At 69.9% G+C, this 18,442-nt stretch carries 16 protein-coding genes, 1 tRNA gene and 1 pseudogene; all 18 read left to right on the top strand.

What is annotated here, in order from left to right; translation table 11 throughout:
- Positions 1-618: 618 nt before the first annotated feature.
- Positions 619-1,473: pseudogene (locus tag MOM01_RS18725) on the top strand (hypothetical protein); the annotation flags it as partial.
- On the top strand, positions 1,470-2,483 hold the full coding sequence (locus tag MOM01_RS18720) for an HAD-IIA family hydrolase (RefSeq protein ID WP_241386941.1): 1,014 nt from the start codon (positions 1,470-1,472) through the stop codon (positions 2,481-2,483). The pseudogene MOM01_RS18725 and the gene MOM01_RS18720, both read left to right, overlap by 4 nt.
- A 52-nt stretch (positions 2,484-2,535) precedes the next feature.
- Positions 2,536-2,766: a hypothetical protein gene (locus MOM01_RS18715; protein ID WP_241386940.1), complete on the top strand. Its 231-nt coding sequence runs from the start codon at positions 2,536-2,538 to the stop codon at positions 2,764-2,766.
- 1 nt (position 2,767) lies between these two features.
- The gene (locus tag MOM01_RS18710; RefSeq protein ID WP_241386939.1) at positions 2,768-3,592 is read left to right on the top strand and encodes a TlyA family RNA methyltransferase; all 825 of its coding nucleotides are present in this window, start codon (positions 2,768-2,770) and stop codon (positions 3,590-3,592) included.
- On the top strand, positions 3,589-4,533 hold the full coding sequence (locus MOM01_RS18705; protein ID WP_241386938.1) for an NAD kinase: 945 nt from the start codon (positions 3,589-3,591) through the stop codon (positions 4,531-4,533). The genes MOM01_RS18710 and MOM01_RS18705 overlap by 4 nt, the downstream gene beginning before the upstream one ends.
- A gap of 1 nt (position 4,534) precedes the next feature.
- Positions 4,535-6,304: a DNA repair protein RecN gene (gene recN / locus MOM01_RS18700; protein WP_241386937.1), complete on the top strand. Its 1,770-nt coding sequence runs from the start codon at positions 4,535-4,537 to the stop codon at positions 6,302-6,304.
- Between the two features lie 86 nt (positions 6,305-6,390).
- A complete protein-coding gene (gene steA, locus MOM01_RS18695) occupies positions 6,391-7,575 on the top strand; it encodes a putative cytokinetic ring protein SteA (protein WP_241386936.1) in 1,185 nt (394 codons plus the stop codon).
- A complete protein-coding gene (locus MOM01_RS18690; protein ID WP_241386935.1) occupies positions 7,572-8,522 on the top strand; it encodes a copper transporter in 951 nt (316 codons plus the stop codon). The genes steA and MOM01_RS18690 overlap by 4 nt, the downstream gene beginning before the upstream one ends.
- A gap of 212 nt (positions 8,523-8,734) precedes the next feature.
- Positions 8,735-10,489: a CTP synthase gene (locus tag MOM01_RS18685; protein WP_241386934.1), complete on the top strand. Its 1,755-nt coding sequence runs from the start codon at positions 8,735-8,737 to the stop codon at positions 10,487-10,489.
- Positions 10,489-11,121 (top strand): NUDIX domain-containing protein, encoded by a 633-nt coding sequence (locus MOM01_RS18680; protein ID WP_241386933.1) that lies wholly within the window; start codon positions 10,489-10,491, stop codon positions 11,119-11,121. Before MOM01_RS18685 ends, MOM01_RS18680 begins: the two co-directional genes overlap by 1 nt.
- Before the next feature lie 3 nt (positions 11,122-11,124).
- Positions 11,125-12,096, top strand: a complete 972-nt coding sequence (xerD, locus tag MOM01_RS18675) for a site-specific tyrosine recombinase XerD (RefSeq protein ID WP_308197009.1) — start codon at positions 11,125-11,127, stop codon at positions 12,094-12,096.
- A 134-nt stretch (positions 12,097-12,230) separates the two neighbouring features.
- Complete coding sequence (locus tag MOM01_RS18670) at positions 12,231-13,214, top strand: ParA family protein (RefSeq protein WP_241386950.1); 984 nt, start codon at positions 12,231-12,233, stop codon at positions 13,212-13,214.
- A gap of 5 nt (positions 13,215-13,219) precedes the next feature.
- Positions 13,220-14,116: a segregation and condensation protein A gene (locus tag MOM01_RS18665; RefSeq protein WP_374112331.1), complete on the top strand. Its 897-nt coding sequence runs from the start codon at positions 13,220-13,222 to the stop codon at positions 14,114-14,116.
- Positions 14,113-14,841 (top strand): SMC-Scp complex subunit ScpB, encoded by a 729-nt coding sequence (gene scpB / locus MOM01_RS18660; protein WP_374112330.1) that lies wholly within the window; start codon positions 14,113-14,115, stop codon positions 14,839-14,841. Before MOM01_RS18665 ends, scpB begins: the two co-directional genes overlap by 4 nt.
- 10 nt (positions 14,842-14,851) lie before the next feature.
- A complete protein-coding gene (locus MOM01_RS18655; protein WP_241386932.1) occupies positions 14,852-16,081 on the top strand; it encodes a pseudouridine synthase in 1,230 nt (409 codons plus the stop codon).
- Positions 16,082-16,116: 35 nt separating this feature from the next.
- Positions 16,117-16,779, top strand: coding sequence for a (d)CMP kinase (gene cmk / locus MOM01_RS18650; RefSeq protein WP_241386947.1), 663 nt, complete (start codon positions 16,117-16,119; stop codon positions 16,777-16,779).
- Positions 16,776-18,206, top strand: a complete 1,431-nt coding sequence (der, locus tag MOM01_RS18645) for a ribosome biogenesis GTPase Der (RefSeq protein ID WP_241386931.1) — start codon at positions 16,776-16,778, stop codon at positions 18,204-18,206. The genes cmk and der overlap by 4 nt, the downstream gene beginning before the upstream one ends.
- Positions 18,207-18,307: 101 nt before the next feature.
- Positions 18,308-18,381: transfer RNA gene (locus MOM01_RS18640), tRNA-Pro, on the top strand.
- Positions 18,382-18,442: the final 61 nt, after the last annotated feature.

The raw sequence follows: 18,442 nt of genomic DNA, 5'->3' as shown, positions 1-18,442 counted from the left end.
GGTGTGGGAGAGTAGGACACCGCCGAACACCCGTTCCGAAAGGGGACCCACTCGTTTGGGTCCCCTTTCGTGTTTTCATGAGAGGATTTTCCTGTGTCCGACGGCAACGGTGAACGTCGGTCCTTCAGGAGTGGAGGATCCACTCCGTGGTCGGGCCGCAAGAACGAGCGCAACGAACGCGCCGACGACACCCGCGACGAGCGCGCGCCCCGCGACCGCAACGCCGGCGAGCGTGGTCAGGGTCGGGGCGACGACCGCCGGCAGGGTGCGTACGGCACCGGCAGCGGACGTCCGTCCGGCCGCGGCGATGATCGTCGTTCCCCGCAGGGCGATGACCGTCGACCTTATCGAGGTGGAGATCGTCGTTCCGCACCGGGCGGAGACGCTCGCGATCGCGGCCGCGACGACTCGCGCGGAGGCCGGGACGAGCGCCCTTACCGCGAGCGCTCCGGCGGTGAACGTCCCCGCCGTGACGACGATCGCGGCCGGCAGTTCGGTGACCGTCCCCGGCAGGGCTCCGACCGCCCGCGCGGTGACCGCAGCTACGGCGATCGTGATGAGCGTCCGGCGCGTCCCTCGGGACAGCGCGGTGGTGACGACCGACGGGGTAGCGACGACCGGCGTGGTGGTGAGCACCGCGGTGGCGGCGACCGCCGCGGCTCCTCCTACGGAGACCGTCGTGGTCCCCAGGGCGGCGACCGTCGTGGCGACGGCGCACCCCGGCGTCGCGGCGGCGAGGGTGGTTTCGGCCCCGGTCGTGGACGTGAGGGTGTGGCGCCGCAGCGTCGCGAAGCCCGCCCGGACGAACCGGATCTGCCCGATGACGTCGAAGCGTCCGAACTCGATCCGACCATCCGCCGCGACCTGCTGAGTCTGGACAAGGCGAACGCGAACGCGGTGGCACGTCATCTGGTGATGGCAGGCCGCCTGCTCGACGACGACCCGCGCGCCGCGCTCGCTCATGCCCGTGCCGCACGCCAGCGCGCCGGCCGCATCGCAGTGGTCCGCGAGGCCGCCGGCATCACCGCCTACCACGCCGGTGAATGGGCGGAGGCTCTGTCGGAGCTTCGTGCAGCCCGCCGGATGTCCGGCGGTACCGGCCTGCTCGCCGTGATGGCCGACTGCGAACGCGGACTCGGACGTCCGGAAAAGGCCCTCGAGCTCGGACGCGGCGACGAAGCACGCGCACTGACCGGCGACGACGCCGCAGAACTGCGTATCGTGCTCGCCGGTGCCCGCATGGATCTCGGCCAGTACGACCAGGCCGTGGTGACCTTGCAGACCCCCGACCTCGACCCGGACCGCAGTGGTACCGCGGCGGCACGGTTGTTCTATGCGTACGCCGATGCTCTCGTGGCGGCCGGTCGGACCGAAGAAGGTCTGCAGTGGTTCCTGCATTCCGCCTCGGCGGATCTCGAAGGCGTCACCGACGCCGAGGAGCGGGTGGAGGAGCTCACCGGAGAGGCACCGTGATCGACGGCTACGGCCCGGACGACACGCTGCGGCGGATATACGACGTCCTTCTGCTCGACCTCGACGGCACCGTCTATCGGGGAGCCGAACCGGTCCCGGGTGCCCGGGAGGCGTTGACGGCCGGCGGCGAGACGGTGCTGTACGTCACGAACAACGCCAGTCGGCGGCCTTCCGAGGTCGCACTGCACCTGCGTGAACTCGGATTCCCCGCCGACGATTCGTCGGTGGTGACGAGTTCGCAGTCGGCGGCGCGCCTGCTCGCCGAGCAGCTTCCTGCGGGTGCGCCGGTACTGGTGGTCGGGACGGACGCGCTGGCCGAGGAAGTCGCCGGCGTCGGTCTCGTACCGGTCCGGTCCGCCGACGCAGATCCGGTAGCGGTGGTGCAGGGGCACTCACCGGACACCGGATGGGCGATGCTCGCGGAGGCGACACTGGCGGTACGCGCCGGCGCCGCATGGGTGGCCACGAACGTCGACTCGACTCTGCCCACCGAACGGGGTCTCGTACTCGGCAACGGGTCGATGGTCGCCGCGGTGCGCAACGCCACCGGCGCGACCCCGATCGTGGCGGGCAAGCCGGCCGCTCCGCTGCTCGAGGACGCGATCCGGCGTGGTGGGGCCCGCCGGCCTCTCGTCGTCGGCGACCGCTTGGACACCGACATCGAGGGTGCCGGCGCTGTGGGCGCGGATTCGCTGCTCGTGTTGACCGGGGTGAGCACCGTCGACGATCTGCTCCGGGCGCCGGCCCATCAGCGCCCCACCTACATCGCGTCGTCGCTCACGTGCCTCGACCGGCCCGCCGCGCAGCTCCGCGTCGCCCCCGATCCCTTCTGGGACGTCACCGTCGCCGACGGTGATCTTCACCTCGCCGCGACGCGGCCGGCCGTCGATCCGATGCAGGCACTGCGCGGTCTTCTCGACATCGCCTGGGCGAACCCCGGATTCGGGCAGATCCGGCCGCTCGACGAGCATGCGCGTTCCGTGGTGGACGCGTGGGCGGCAGTGATCTGATCCGTACCGGAGAGTGTGGCTCGGTCGCACTCATCGACTAGCGTGGACGGCGATGAGCACGTCGATTCCACGTCCGGGTGAACACCTTCCCGGCACACGCCCCACCGTCGATCCCGCGCGCATCCGCGAGGAGGTCGACGCCCTGTTGGCGCGTGTGCGCCACGGTGCAGAGGTGCCCGACGCCCCGAGCGCCGATCAGTCCGTTCTGCTCGAGAACGCGCAGTTGCTGGAACAGGCCCACGACGTTCTCGTGCAGGCGCTGGCGACCGTGGACAAGATCTGACGTGGCACGCCGGGCACGAGTCGACGCGGAACTGGTACGGCGAGGTCTGGCACGCTCACGCGAGCATGCCAGCGAACTGATCGCTGCAGGTCGAGTGCTGATCGCGGGGACCGTCGCGTCCAAGCCGGCGACCGCCGTCGAACCGAACACACCGCTCATCGTCACCGAGGTGAGCGACGAGGTGACCTGGGCGTCGCGTGGGGCGCACAAGCTTCTCGGTGCTCTCGAGGCGTTCACGCCGCACGGATTGCAGGTCGCGGGGCGTCGCTGCCTGGATGCAGGAGCATCCACCGGCGGCTTCACGGACGTCCTGCTGCACGAGGGGGCGGCCGAGGTCGTCGCGGTCGACGTGGGTTACGGGCAACTGGTCTGGCGTCTGCAGTCCGACGAGCGTGTCCACGTGATCGATCGAACAAACGTGCGTAGCATCGACGCCGAGAAGATCGGGGGGCACGTCGACCTGGTGGTCGCCGACCTGTCGTTCATCTCCCTCACGTTGGTGCTCCCGGCGTTCGTGGCGTGCGTCGCCGCGGGCGGCGACCTGCTGCCGATGGTCAAGCCGCAGTTCGAGGTGGGGAAGGACCGTGTGGGCAGTGGGGGTGTGGTGCGCGACCCCGCGCTGCGCACCGAGGCGGTGCTCGACGTCGCCCGGGAGGCGCAACGACTGGGTCTGCGCACACTCGGGGCGGTGGCCAGTCCGCTGCCCGGACCGTCCGGGAACGTCGAGTACTTCCTGTGGCTGCGAGCCGGCGAGCCGGGCCCGGAGGACCTCGACCCGGCGGTGGTCGAACTGATCGAGCGTGCGGTGCAGGAAGGACCACAGTGAGCACAGAGACCGTCGCGGGCGACGCGACGCGATCGGGCCGGGAGATCCTGCTCGTCTCCCATTCGGGTCGCGACGAGATCGCCGGCACCGCCATGCGGGTCGCGAAGATCCTCGGCGAGGCCGGCATCGGGCTGCGCACCCTCGACGACGAGGCGGTGAACAACGGTCTCGGTGTCCTCGCGCTGCCGGGCAGTTTCATCAGCGTCGTCGAGCCCGGTCCCGAAGCCGCGGCCGGATGCGAGATGGTCATCGTCCTCGGTGGCGACGGTAGTTTCCTGCGCGCCGCCGAACTCGCCCAGTATGCGGCGGTACCGGTGCTGGGCATCAATCTCGGGCGCATCGGCTTCCTCGCCGAATCCGAGGCCGACCACCTCGAAGAAGCGCTGATGCAGGTGGTACACCGCGAATACCGCATCGAACAGCGGATGACCCTGGACGTGACGGTGCGTCTGGACGACGAGATCCTCGACCGTGGATGGGCGCTGAACGAGGCGAGTCTCGAGAACAAGTCCCGGCTCGGGGTCCTCGAAGTGGTGCTCGAAGTGGACGGCCGCCCCGTCTCCTCGTTCGGTTGCGACGGCGTCCTCGTCGCCACCCCCACGGGGTCGACCGCCTACGCGTTCTCCGCAGGAGGACCGATCGTGTGGCCCGAACTCGAAGCGCTCCTGGTGATCCCGAGCAACGCCCACGCGCTGTTCGCGCGACCGCTGGTCACGAGCCCGGAGTCGATCATCGCTGTCGAGACCCTCGCCGGAGGCCACGACGGTGTGGTCTTCTGCGACGGCCGCCGCACTCTCGAGGTTCCGGCCGGTGCCCGACTGGAAGTGGTGCGAGGATGCAACCCGGTGCGTTGGGTACGGCTGGATTCCGCGCCGTTCGCCGATCGGATGGTGCGCAAGTTCGAACTTCCGGTGAAGGGCTGGCGGGGAAGGAAGCTCTGAGATGCTCGCAGAGATCCGGATCGACAACCTGGGTGTGATCTCGGAGGCGTATGCCCGCTTCCACGGAGGATTGACGGTGCTCACCGGCGAGACGGGTGCCGGTAAGACGATGGTCGTCACGAGCCTGCATCTGCTGTCCGGAGTACGCGCGGATCCCGGCCGGGTACGGGTCGGCGCGAGCCGCGCCGTGGTCGAAGGACGCTTCGAGATCGACCCTGCGCCCAGCCACATCGAACGCCGGATCGCCGAGCTGCTCGAGTCCACCGGCGCCCAGCGGGACGAGGACGGCAGCATCATCGCCGTGCGCAGCGTCGGCAGCGACGGACGATCCCGGGCACACCTCGGCGGCCGCAGCGTCCCCGTCGGTGTGCTCTCCGACTTCACGGGCCCGCTGCTGACCGTGCACGGACAGAACGACCAGTTGCGTCTGCTACGCCCCGGAGAGCAACGTGCCGCTCTCGACCGGTTCGGGGGCAAGACCGTCACCTCCCTGCTCGAGCGGTACCGCACCTGCCGCCGCCGCTGGCTCGACGCGCGGACCGAACTGCAGGAACGCACCGAGCGTTCCCGCGAACTCGCGCAGGAGGCCGACCGGCTGCACTTCGGACTCGACGAGATCGACCGTGTCGCCCCCGAGCCGGGGGAAGACACCCGCATCGTCGAGGAGGTACGTCGGCTGTCGGATCTCGATTCGCTGCGGGAGGCGGCCACCCACGCGCACACCGCTCTCGCCGGCGACGACAGCGGGGACGCCGACGCCCACGCCGCGGCGCTCGACCTGCTCGGGGAGGCCCGATCGCGCCTCGAGGGATGCGACGACCCCGCGTTGCGCGAACTCGGCCCCCGCTTGGGAGAGGCGATCGCCGTGATCACCGACGTCACCGCGGACATCTCGGGTTATCTGTCGGATCTACCGTCCGATCCGAGCGCACTCGACACGCTGCTCAACCGGCAGGCGGAACTGAAGAATCTCACCCGCAAGTACGCGGCCGACATCGACGGAGTTCTCGAGTGGGCACGCGAGGCGCGGGAGCGTCTGTCCGGCCTGGACGTCTCCGCAGAGGCGATCGACAAACTCGCCGCCGAGGTGGACGCCGAGGCCGCCGCCACCGCGGAGGCCGCGGCAGCACTGTCCGCGGCGCGGCACAAGGTCGCCGGGAAACTCGCGAAGGCCGTGAGCAAGGAACTGTCCGGCCTCGCGATGGGCCGCGCCGTCCTCGATGTGCACATCAGCGAGCGTGCCGCGGCCGCCGGGGACGCCGCCCCGCTGCAGGTCGACGGCCGGCTTCTCCACGCCGGTGAGTCGGGAATCGACGATGTGGAGTTCCGGCTGGCCCCGCACAGCGACGCCCCCGCCCGCCCGCTCGCGCGTAGCGCGTCCGGCGGCGAGCTGTCCCGCGTCATGCTCGCGCTCGAAGTGGTGCTCGCCGGGTCCGAACGCGGCGCAACCATGGTCTTCGACGAGGTCGACGCGGGTGTCGGTGGGAGGGCCGCCGTCGAGATCGGGCGACGGCTGGCGCGCCTGTCGCGCACCCATCAGGTCATCGTCGTCACGCACCTGCCCCAGGTCGCCGCGTTCGCCGACACCCACCTCGTCGTCGACAAGGTCGACGACCGGGCCGGGGTGATCAGCAGCGGCGTGCGTACTCTCAGCGAGGAGGAGCGCGTCACCGAACTCGCGCGCATGCTCGCCGGTCTCGACGACACCGAAACCGGGCGCGCTCACGCGGAGGAACTGCTCGCCGTCGCCCACGCCGAACGCACCGGCTGATCCGCTCCCGCCGGGCCGGGTGATGTTCACACCCGCCCCGGCGCGCCTCCGCAACCTCACCCGTGCACCGGCGCATCATCTCTGGCATGAAGATGCCGGCGCTGCTGTCCCGTAACAACGAAACGTTGCCCGGAGTGAGTGGCATTGCCCGGGTCGACAAGAACACCGCGAAGCTGCTGCGCCGGGTCGGCCCCGGCGACGTGGTCGTCCTCGACGCCGTCGACCTCGATCGCGTCACCGCCGACGCGCTCGTCGAGGCCGGCGTCACCGCGGTGATCAACGCCGCCCCGTCCATCTCGGGCCGCTATCCCAATCTCGGCCCCGAGGTGCTCGTCGCGCACGACATCGTCCTGGTGGACAGCGTGGGTACCGAGGTCTTCAAGAAGATCAAGGACGGCGCGAAGGTCCGCGTCCACGAAGGCGGCGTGTACGCGGGGGAGCGGCTGCTCGTCGAGGGTGACGAGCAAACCGAGGTCGAGATCTCCGATCGCATGATCGAGGCCAAGACCGGACTCGTCGACCACCTCGAGGCGTTCTCGGGCAACACCATCGAGTTCATCCGCTCGGAGAGCCCGCTGCTCATCGACGGCGTCGGCATCCCCGACATCGACCTCGACTTGCGCGACCGGCACGTGGTGGTGGTCTCGGACGGTCCCGGGCACGTGCAGGACCTCAAGGACCTCAAACCGTTCATCAAGGAGTACTCACCGATACTCGTCGGGGTGGGCCCGGCCGCCGACACCCTCGCCAAGGCCGGTTACCGGCCCGACCTGATCGTCGGGGACCCCGACGAGATCGGAACCTCGACCCTCAAGTCCGGTGCCGAAGTGGTCCTGCCGGCAGATCCCGACGGCCACGCGCCCGGCCTGGAACGGATCCAGGATCTGGGCATCGGAGCGATGACCTTCCCCGCCGTCGGCACCCCCACCGATCTGGCCCTGCTCCTCGTCGAACACCACGGTGCGGCGCTGGTGGTGACCGTCGGCAGCACCGTCTCGCTCGACGAGTTCTTCGACCACGGCCGCCGCGACACCAATCCGTCCGCGGTGATGACCCGGCTCAAGGTCGGACCCAAGCTCGTCGACGCGAAAGCCGTTGCGACCCTCTACCGCAGCCGGGTCTCCGGCGGGGTGATCGCCTTGCTCGTCTTCGCGGCCCTGATCGCCGTGATCGCAGCGCTCGTGGTGTCCAATCTCGGAGGTGACGTCGTCGAGATCGCCCGGCAGTGGTGGGAGGCCGCCATCGAGTGGGTGCGGGGTCTGCGCGCGTGATCTCGATGCGCCACCATGCCGTCTCCCTGGTGGCGGTGTTCCTGGCCCTGGCAGTCGGGATCGTGCTCGGCTCCGGAGTGCTCGCCGACAGCGTCGTCACCGGGCTGCGCGACGACAAGGCCGATCTGCGTCGTGAGGTGCAGGAGGCCGAGGACCACGGCAGCCGGCTCGAGGCACAGTTGCTCGCCGCGGACGGCTTCGACGCGACGGTCGGCCCGCGGATCGTGCGCGACGAACTGCAGGAGCGCACCGTGCTCCTCGTGACCACTCCCGACGCCGCACCCGAGGACGTCGACGCCCTGGCCCGCACGGTGGACGATGCGGGTGGCCGGGTCACCGCGCGGATCGCTCTGACCGACTCGTTCGTCGACGCGGCCGGAGCGGACCAGCTCCGCACGACCGTCACCAATGTGGTCCCGGCCGGCGTGGAGCTGCAGACCGGTGCCGTCGACCCGGGCAGCCTGGCCGGTGACCTGCTCGGCGCGGTCCTGCTCGTCGATCCGGCCACCGGGCAGCCCCGCAGCTCCCCGGAGGAGCGAACGCTGGCGCTGACGACCCTCCGCAGCGGTGGTTTCGTCACCTACGAGGACGACCAGGTCGAACCGGCGCAGGCAGCGCTCGTCGTCACCGGCGTCCATGCCGGAGGCGAGGAACACGGCGGTAACCGCGGTTCCCTGATCGCCCGGTTCGCGGGCGTGGTCGACAGCCGCGGCGCCGGAGCGGTACTCGCCGGACGGCCGGGCGCCGCCGAGGGCAACGGGCCGATCGCGGTGGTGCGGGCGGATGCGGCCCTGGCCGCGGGCCTGTCCACCGTGGACAATCTCGACCGGGAATCCGGCCGCCTCACGACGATCCTCGCGTTGCGCGAACAACTCGACGGCGGTGCCGGGCGATACGGCACCGGGCCCAGTGCGACGGCCGTCACGGTCGGGACACCGGCACGCTGAGGGGGCGCGATCGCGCCGCCGCGGCCGTCACTGTGACCTCGATTGCACTGCGGGGCCGGTGATGCTGTGACTTCCACGACGGCCGGGCCCTCGAGGGCGAGTCGGGTACGCGCCCGCCTCCGGAGGTGTTACCGTGAGGTTCCGTGGGTCGGCAGGCCCCAGCTGTATCGCATCAGTCCAAAAGTCCTGCACCTGACGTCACGGGAGCTTCTTTGCCACAGTCACGCCACTCGCGTACCCCTACCAAGCACATCTTCGTCAGCGGGGGCGTCGCGTCCTCGCTCGGCAAGGGGCTCACGGCGTCGAGCCTGGGCACTCTGCTCACCGCACGCGGAATGCGTGTGACGATGCAGAAGCTGGACCCGTATCTCAACGTCGACCCCGGCACCATGAATCCGTTCCAGCACGGCGAGGTCTTCGTCACCGAGGACGGCGCCGAGACCGATCTCGACGTGGGGCACTACGAACGCTTCCTCGACCGGGATCTGTCCGCCGACGCGAACGTCACCACCGGCCAGGTGTACTCGACCGTCATCGCGAAGGAACGCCGCGGCGAATATCTCGGCGACACCGTGCAGGTCATCCCGCACATCACCGACGAGATCAAGCGTCGCATCCTCGCGATGGCCGCGCCCGACGCCGAGGGACACACCCCCGACGTGGTGATCACCGAGATCGGCGGAACCGTCGGCGACATCGAGTCCCAGCCCTTCCTCGAGGCGGCCCGCCAGGTCCGGCACGAGGTGGGCCGCGACAACTGCTTCTTCCTGCACGTCTCGCTCGTGCCCTATCTCGGACCGTCCGGTGAGCTCAAGACCAAGCCCACCCAGCATTCGGTGGCGGCGCTGCGCAACATCGGTATCCAGCCCGATGCGCTGGTGCTGCGCTGCGACCGCGACGTCCCCGCCTCGCTCAAGGCGAAGATCTCGCTGATGTGCGACGTCGACGTCGCCGGTTGCATCTCCTGCCCCGACGCGCCGAGCATCTACGACATCCCGAAGGTGCTGCACAGCGAAGGCCTCGACGCCTACGTCGTGCGCCAGCTCGGCCTGCCGTTCCGCGACGTCGACTGGACGGTGTGGGGCAACCTGCTCGAGCGGGTCCACAACCCCCGCGAGACCGTCGAGGTCGCGCTCGTCGGTAAGTACATCGACCTGCCCGACGCCTACCTGTCGGTCACCGAGGCGCTGCGTGCCGGTGGTTTCGCGCATCGCGCGAAGGTCAAGATCCGCTGGGTCGCCTCCGACGAGTGCGAAACCGAGGCCGGCGCCGAGAAGCATCTCGGTGACGTCGACGCGGTGCTGATCCCCGGTGGCTTCGGCATCCGCGGCATCGAAGGCAAGCTCGGTGCGATCCGCTTCGCCCGCACCCGCAAGATCCCGCTGCTCGGCCTGTGCCTGGGCCTGCAGTGCGTCGTGATCGAGGCGGCCCGCTCGGTGGGTATCGACGACGCCTCGTCCACCGAGTTCGATCCCGACACCACCGCCCCGGTCATCTCCACGATGGCCGACCAGGAACAGGCGGTCGCCGGTGAAGCCGATCTCGGCGGCACCATGCGTCTGGGCGCCTACCCGGCCGTGCTCAAGAAGGGCTCGGTCGTCGCCAAGGCCTACGGCAGCGAGCAGGTCTCCGAGCGGCACCGGCACCGCTACGAGGTCAACAACGCCTACCGGGACAAGATCGCCCGTTCGGGTCTGGTGTTCTCCGGGACCTCCCCGGACGGACGGCTCGTCGAGTTCGTCGAATACCCGGCGTCCACGCATCCGTTCTTCGTGGCCACCCAGGCGCATCCGGAACTCAAGAGCAGGCCCACCCGCCCGCACCCGCTCTTCGCAGGTCTCATCGCAGCGGCGCTGCAGTACAAGGCGGCCGAACGGCTCCCGGTCGACATCCACGGCGAGAACGCCGCGGCCGAGGTGCCGGCGGCCCCGGCCGCATCGACCTCGGCCGCCGGGGACGCCGAGTAGTGGACGGGGCGCAGCGACACGACTTCCGCACCCTGTCGAGCCGGCGGATCTACACCGGTGCCATCGTGTCGCTGCGCGTCGACGAGGTGGCCATGCCCGGCGGGCACACCGCGGAACGGGAAGTCGTCGAGCACCACGGAGCCGTCGCGATCGTGGCGGTCGACGAACAGGACCGGGTGGTGCTCGTGCACCAGTACCGGCATCCGGTCGGTCGTCGACTGTGGGAACTTCCGGCGGGACTGCTCGATGCGCCGGGGGAGGACCCGCTCGACACCGCCCGCCGCGAACTCGCCGAGGAGACCGGGCTCGCCGCGGCCGACTGGGAGGTCCTCGTCGACATCGCACTCTCACCCGGATTCACCGACGAAGCGGTGCGCGTGTTCGCCGCGCGCGGCCTGAGCACCGTCGAGCGTCCGGATCCGGTCCACGAGGAAGCCGACCTCGAGGTACGCCGCGTCCCTGTCGACGAGGCCGTGGCGATGGCGCTACGCGGGGAGATCGTCAACGCCACCGCGGTGTCCGGTCTCCTCGCCTTCGCCGCCGCCCGCGCGACGGGCGCGGCCACCCGCCCCCCGGACGCGCCCTGGCCCGGCCGGCCCGTCGCCTTCGCCCGCACCCGCGCGGGGCGGTGACCGGTGCTGCCCGGTGAGGAACAGACCCCCACGCAGGTCGCTCGGCAACCGTCGCCGACACTCACCGGGCAACTCGACGCCTATCTGTCCCACCTGACGGTCGAACGAGGAGTCGCGGCGAACACCCTCGCCTCCTACCGACGGGATCTGCGGCGGTACGTCGAGCACCTCACCGATGCGCACATCGGTGACCTCGCGGACGTGGACGAGCAGCACATCAGTGATTTCGCGGCCGGCCTGCGACGTGGCGATCCGGAGCGGAACCGGCCCGCGCTGGCGGCGAGCTCGGCTGCCCGCGCCCTGATCGCCGTGCGCGGACTCCACCGATTCGCTGCCGCCGAGGGACAGACCCCGGTCGACGTCGCCCGCACGGTCAAACCACCCGCCGCAGGACGGCGCCTGCCCAAGGCCCTGACCGTGGAGCAGGTCACCGCGATCCTCGACGCCGCCGGCCCGGAAGCCGACGGTGCCCGCGGACTGCGGGACCGGGCCCTGCTCGAACTGCTCTACTCGACCGGCGCCCGCATCTCCGAGGCGGTCGGTCTCGACGTCGACGACGTCGACACCGAATCACGCACGGTGCTGTTGCGCGGAAAAGGCGGCAAACAACGTCTCGTGCCGGTCGGGCGCCCGGCGCTCGCGGCCCTCGACGCCTATCTCGTGCGGGGACGGCCCGCGCTGGCGACGGGTCGCGCCGCAGCCGTCTTCCTCAACGTCCGAGGCGGACGGCTGTCGCGGCAGAGCGCGTGGAAGGTGCTGCAGACGGCCGCCGAGCGTGCCGGAATCGAGACCGGAGTGTCCCCGCACACCCTTCGGCACTCGTTCGCGACCCATCTGCTCGACGGAGGCGCCGACGTCCGGGTGGTACAGGAGTTACTCGGGCATGCTTCTGTGACGACCACCCAGATATACACCCTGGTCACCGCCAGTGCCCTCCGCGAGGTGTGGGCCCAGGCACATCCCCGGGCGAGATGACGGACACCGTTACGGGCGCGTGTCCGTACGGTGATCCCGGCGCCGAAGCGGTAGCGTTCTGGGGGCGAGCCGACGGGGGCACCGACGGCTGCACGAGAGAACATCCGGGTCGCAAGACAGGGGGACTACCGCACGTGGGAACACCTCGGCCACCCGCCACCTACACCGCGCCGGATCGACTCCGGCCCATCACCGTCCCGCCCGAGGTCACCGGCCGGGATGACGCCGTCGCCTCACCCGCCGTCGAGCATTCCGGCACCGTCGGCGCCACGGCGGAACCCGATCTCGGACCGACCGGGCGGCCCCGCCGCCCCGTCCCGGAACCGGTCCCGCTGTCCACCCACGGGCCCGCCCGGATCATCGCGATGTGCAACCAGAAGGGCGGCGTCGGCAAGACCACCTCGACGATCAACCTCGGAGCGTCGCTCGCCGAATACGGACGTCGTGTCCTGCTCGTCGACCTCGACCCGCAGGGCGCCCTGTCCGCCGGACTCGGCGTCGCCCACCACGACCTCGATCTGACGGTGCACAACCTGCTCGTCGAACCACGCGTGTCCACCGACGACGTGCTCGTGCGTACCCACCTCGAGAATCTCGATCTGCTGCCCAGCAATATCGACCTGTCGGCGGCGGAGATCCAGCTCGTCTCCGAGGTGGGCCGCGAACAGGCACTCGGCCGTGCGCTGTATCCGATGCTCGATCGCTACGACTACATCCTCGTCGACTGTCAGCCGTCGCTGGGGTTGCTCACCGTCAACGCACTCGCGTGCGCCGACTCGGTGCTCATTCCCATGGAATGCGAGTTCTTCAGTCTCCGCGGTCTGGCGCTGCTCAACGACACCGTCGCGAAGGTCCGCGACCGCCTCAATCCGAAGCTGAGCGTCGCGGGCATTCTCGTCACCATGTTCGACTCCCGCACCCTGCACGGCCGCGAAGTGATGTCCCGCGTCGTCGAGGTGTTCGGCGACCTCGTCTACGACGCCGTGATCAACCGCACCGTGAAGTTTCCCGAGACCAGCGTCGCCGGAGAACCCATCACCCGCTGGGCGCCCTCCTCCGCCGGAGCCGAGGCGTACCGCGCGCTCGCGCGGGAAGTGATCCACCGGAGCGGTCGCTGAGCCCCGTGCACGCTCCTGCTCCCCACCCGGCGGACACCGACCTCCCGGCGGCGGCCCGGCCCGATGCGGCCACCCTGGCGGCGTCCACCGAGGAACCCGCCACCCCCGAAGCGCCGGCCGCCACAGGTTTCCAGGTGCGGCTGCGCAACTTCGAAGGCCCCTTCGACCTGCTGCTCAGCCTCATCTCACAGCGCCGCCTCGACGTCACCGAAGTCGCCCTGCACGAGGTCACCGATGACTTCATCACCTACACGCGCAGACTCGGACCCGAACTCGGGCTCGACCAGACCACCGAATTCCTGGTGGTCGCAGCGACCCTGCTCGACCTCAAGGCCGCCCGCCTGCTGCCCGCAGGCGAGGTCGACGACCCCGAGGATCTCGCCCTCCTCGAAGCCCGCGACCTGCTGTTCGCCAGGCTTCTGCAGTACCGCGCCTACAAACAGATCGCGGAACAGTTCGCGGCGTTCGAAGCTGCCGCCCTGCGCCGTTATCCACGCGCGGTGTCCCTCGAGGAAGGCTACGAGAATCTCGTGCCGGAGGTCGTCCTCGGCGTCGACCCGCAGCGATTCGCCGAGATCGCCGCGGCGGCCTTTCGCCCCAAACCGCCACCGACCGTCGGCCTCGACCATCTGCACACCCCGACCGTGTCGGTCCCGGAACAGGCCGCACACATCCTGAACCTCCTCCGTGCCCACGGCGCCGGCGTGTGGATCGGCTTCGACGAACTCGTCGCCGACTGCGATCACGGACTGCTCGTCGTCGCCCGCTTCCTCGCCCTGCTCGAGTTGTACCGCGAACGTGCCGTCACCTTCGAGCAACCCGACCCCCTCGGGCATCTGCAGGTCGCATGGACGGGGGAGACGGACGAGGACGCCATCGCATTCGAGGAGGACTACGGGTGAGCGACGACGACCACGCTGTGCCGGACGGCGCGGACGACCGCACTGTGTCGAACGGCGCGGACGACCGCGCATGGGACGGTGAACTCCTCGACATCACCGACGACGAGCTCACCGCGGCGCTCGAAGCACTGCTGCTCGTCGTGGACACCCCTGCGCCCACCGAACAACTCGCCACCGCCATCGGGGTCACCACCGCGCGCGCCGAGGGTTCGTTGCGCCGTCTCGCCCAGGAGCTCACCGCCCGTGGTTCCGGTATCGACCTGCGCTTCGCCGGCGACGGATGGCGGTTCTACACCCGGCGCGATTTCGCGCCCTACGTCGAGAAGCTTCTCCAGGGCGGTGCGCGGACCAAACTCACCCGCGCCGCGCTCGAAACCCTCGCTGTGGTCGCCTACCGGCAGCCCGTCACCCGCAGCCGCGTCAGCGCCGTGCGTGGAGTCAACGTCGACGGCGTGATGCGTACGCTGCTCGCCCGGGATCTGATCGCCGAGGCCGGTACCGATCCGGAGACCGGAGGCACCCTCTACGTCACCACCGAGCTGTTCCTCGAGCGCCTCGGCCTGGCTTCTCTGCAGGATCTGCCGCCCGTCGCACCGCTGCTGCCGGACGTCGATGTGATCGACGACATCGCCGACAGTCTCGAGTCGGACCCACGATTTGAGAGAATGGGCAAGAACGCGCGTCCCGAGGCTCTCTCGCCCGCGGAGTTCGATCCAGAGAACTGACAGGAATCAAGTGAATACACCCGCTCGCCGTGATGGCACACCGGACCGTAGAAGAAGCAATCCCCGCAGCGCGAATACGCGCACTGCCGGGGCCTCCCGCTCAGGACGCGCAGACGCACCGCGTTCGGGCGGGCGCAGTGAAGCGCCCCGATCGGCAGGGCGCAACGAAACCCCCCGTTCGGCAGGGCGCAGTCGCAGTGAAGCGCCTCGTTCGGGCGGGCGCAGCGAAGCGCCTCGTTCGAGCGGACGCAATGAAGCCCCCCGTTCGGCAGGACGCAGTGAAGCGCCCCGTTCGGCAGGACGTGGCGAAGCGCCCCGCTCCGATCGCCGATCGAACCCTCCCCAGCCGGCCGCCGGCCGCAAACCCCACCGCAAGGGCACCTCGACCGGCAAGCCCGCTCGTCCCGCAGCCAAGCGCACCCCGCAGCGCGTCGTCCCGACCGTGAGCAACGCTCGCCCGGCGCGTCACCAGCATCGCGAAGCCGGCCCCGCCCAGCTTCCTGCCGGTGAAGGTGTGCGTCTGCAGAAGGTGCTCGCCCAGGCCGGAGTGGCGTCCCGTCGCGCGGCCGAGGACCTCATCGCCGCCGGACGCGTCGAGGTCGACGGCAGCATCGTCGTCGAGCAGGGTCTGCGCGTCGACCCGGAGAACGCCGTCATCCGCGTCGACGGCATCCGTGTCGTCGTCAAGAAGGATCTCGTCCATCTGGTGCTGAACAAGCCTCGCGGCTGGCAGTCCACCATGTCCGACGATCTCGGCAGGCCCTGCGTCGGCGACATCGTCTCCGAACGCGTCGCCGCCGGACAGCGGCTGTTCCACGTCGGCCGTCTCGACGCCGACACCGAGGGACTGCTGCTGCTCACCAACGACGGCGAACTCGCGCACCGACTGATGCATCCCTCCTTCGAGGTCCCCAAGACCTACCTCGCGACCGTCAAGGGAGTGCTCGCCCGCGGAGTCGGCAAGCAACTCAAGGCGGGAATCGAACTCGAGGACGGGCCCGCCTCGGTCGACGAGTTCGCCCTGCTCGAGGTCCACGAAGGACAGTCCCTCGTGCGGCTCGTCCTGCACGAAGGCCGCAAGCACATCGTGCGCCGCCTGCTCGACGCCGTCGGCCACCCGGTGATCCGCCTCGTGCGCACCAATATCGGGCCCGTGGCCCTCGGCGACCAACGACCCGGCACCCTGCGGGTTCTCGGCCGCAACGAGGTCGGCGGCCTCTACCAGGCGGTGAAACTGTGACCGCCCCGACCGATACCGACGCTCTGATCGTCGCGATGGACGGGCCGTCCGGCACCGGTAAATCGACCGTGTCCAAGCGGCTCGCGCAGCACCTCGGCGCCGCCTATCTGGACACCGGCGCGATGTACCGAATCGCGACCCTGCACGCCCTGCGCCGCGGCACCGACCTGAGCGACCCGGCCGCGATCGCCGCGGTCACCGCCGACCTGCCGTGGTCCATCGGCACCGATCCCGCCGTCGAGGACATCCGCCTCGACGGGCAGGACGTGCGCGAGATCATCCGCGGCGCCGAGGTGACCGCAGCGGTGTCGGCGGTCTCGGCCGTGCCCGAGGTACGCACCCTGCTCGTCGAGGCCCAGCAGCGCCTCGGACGCGCCGCGAAGCGCGTCGTGATCGAGGGACGTGACATCGGCACCGTCGTCTTCCCGGACGCGGACGTGAAGATCTACCTGACCGCCTCGGCGGAGGCCCGTGCGCACCGGCGCAACAATCAGAACATCGCCGAGGGTCGCGGCGACGACTACGAGGCGGTCCTCGCCGCGGTGCAACGCCGCGACCACCTCGACTCCACCCGCGCGGTGTCCCCACTGCGCGCGGCGGACGACGCGGTCGTCGTGGACACCAGCAACATGAACATCGACGAGGTGATCGACGCGCTGGTCGCGGTGGTCGCCGAGCAGACTGGAGCGAAGCTGTGAGCGACGACCTGAGCACCGACTACACCGGCCTCGCCGGCGACGGAACCTGGTCGGAGGAAACCGACTGGGACATCGAGTTCGCCGACGGCAGCGACCTCGAGGAATTCGTTCCCGTCCCCACCGTCGCAGTGGTGGGCCGGCCCAACGTCGGCAAGTCCACTCTCGTCAACCGGATCATCGGCCGGCGTGAAGCCGTCGTCGAGGACGTCCCCGGCGTCACCCGCGACCGTGTCTCGTACGAGGCGTCCTGGAACGGCCGCCGGTTCATGGTGCAGGACACCGGTGGATGGGAACCCGACGCGAAGGGCATGCAGCAGTCCGTGGCCCGCCAGGCCGAGGTTGCCATGCGCACCGCCGACGCGATCCTCGTGGTCGTCGACGCCACGGTGGGCGCCACGAGCGTCGACGAGGCGGTCGCCAAGGTGCTGCGGCGTTCCAAGACACCCGTGTTGCTGGTAGCGAACAAGGTGGACGACGACCGCGTCGAAGCCGAGGCCGCAGCATTGTGGTCGCTCGGACTCGGCCAGCCGTACTCGGTGTCGGCCACCCACGGCCGCGGCACCGGCGACCTGCTCGACGAACTGCTCGAGAAGCTGCCCGCGACCCCTCGCGAAGGCACCGGAGGCGAAGGACCCCGCCGGGTCGCACTGGTGGGCAAACCGAACGTCGGCAAGTCGAGCCTGCTCAACAAGCTCGCCGGGGACGAGCGCTCCGTGGTGCACGATGTCGCCGGTACCACCGTCGACCCCGTGGACTCGATCGTCGAACTCGGCGGTAAGCCCTGGCGGTTCGTCGACACCGCCGGTCTGCGCAAGCGGGTCACGCACGCCTCCGGCGCCGAGTTCTACGCATCGCTGCGCACCCGCGGCGCGATCGACGCCGCCGAGGTAGCGGTCCTGCTCATCGACTCCTCCCAGCCGATCACCGAACAGGATCAGCGGGTGATCACGATGGTCGTCGAATCGGGCCGTGCGCTGGTGATCGCGTTCAACAAGTGGGATCTCGTCGACGAGGACCGGCGCCACGAACTCGGCCGGGAGATCGAACGCGACCTCTCGCGGGTTCCGTGGGCGTCGCGCGTGAACATCTCCGCCAAGACCGGTCGTGCCGTGCAGAAGCTCGTGCCGGCCATGGAGACCGCCCTCGAATCGTGGGACAAGCGCATCTCCACCGGCCGCTTGAACTCGTGGCTCAAGGAGGTCGTGGCCGCGACACCGCCGCCGATGCGCGGTGGGCGACTGCCGCGGGTGCTGTTCGCCACCCAGGCGGCCACCCGGCCGCCGACCTTCGTGCTGTTCACGACCGGCTTCCTCGAGGCCGGTTACCGCCGCTTCCTCGAACGCCGCCTCCGGGAGGAGTTCGGCTTCGACGGCAGCCCGGTGCGGATCTCGGTGCGAGTGCGCGAGAAGCGTGATCGCCGGAAGTGAGCCCAAGTCGGTGATCCCTCGGTGAAAGGGCGCTGACCAGGCGATTAGCCTTTCGGCCCGTCCCTGTTGTAATCTCAACGAGCGCTCGGAGAGAGCGCGGACGGGCTGTGGCGCAGCTTGGTAGCGCACTTGACTGGGGGTCAAGTGGTCGCAGGTTCAAATCCTGTCAGCCCGACAGCGAAAACCCCTTCCGACTCCGGTCGGGAGGGGTTTTCTCGTCTCCGATGTGGAAACCC

Origin of the sequence: Rhodococcus sp. CH91 (genome assembly GCF_022554085.1) — a bacterium.
GTDB lineage: Bacteria > Actinomycetota > Actinomycetes > Mycobacteriales > Mycobacteriaceae > Rhodococcus.
Note: the sequence above shows the minus strand (reverse complement) of the source record. Positions and strands in the feature narration are given on the sequence as shown.

Bases quoted from the DNA above. Each gene is read 5' to 3' on its own strand.
- MOM01_RS18715 (WP_241386940.1), top strand. From the start codon at position 2,536: ATGAGCACGTCGATTCCACGTCCGGGTGAACACCTTCCCGGCACACGC.
- recN (WP_241386937.1), top strand. From the start codon at position 4,535: ATGCTCGCAGAGATCCGGATCGACAACCTGGGTGTGATCTCGGAGGCG.
- steA (WP_241386936.1), top strand. From the start codon at position 6,391: ATGAAGATGCCGGCGCTGCTGTCCCGTAACAACGAAACGTTGCCCGGA.
- cmk (WP_241386947.1), top strand. From the start codon at position 16,117: ATGGACGGGCCGTCCGGCACCGGTAAATCGACCGTGTCCAAGCGGCTC.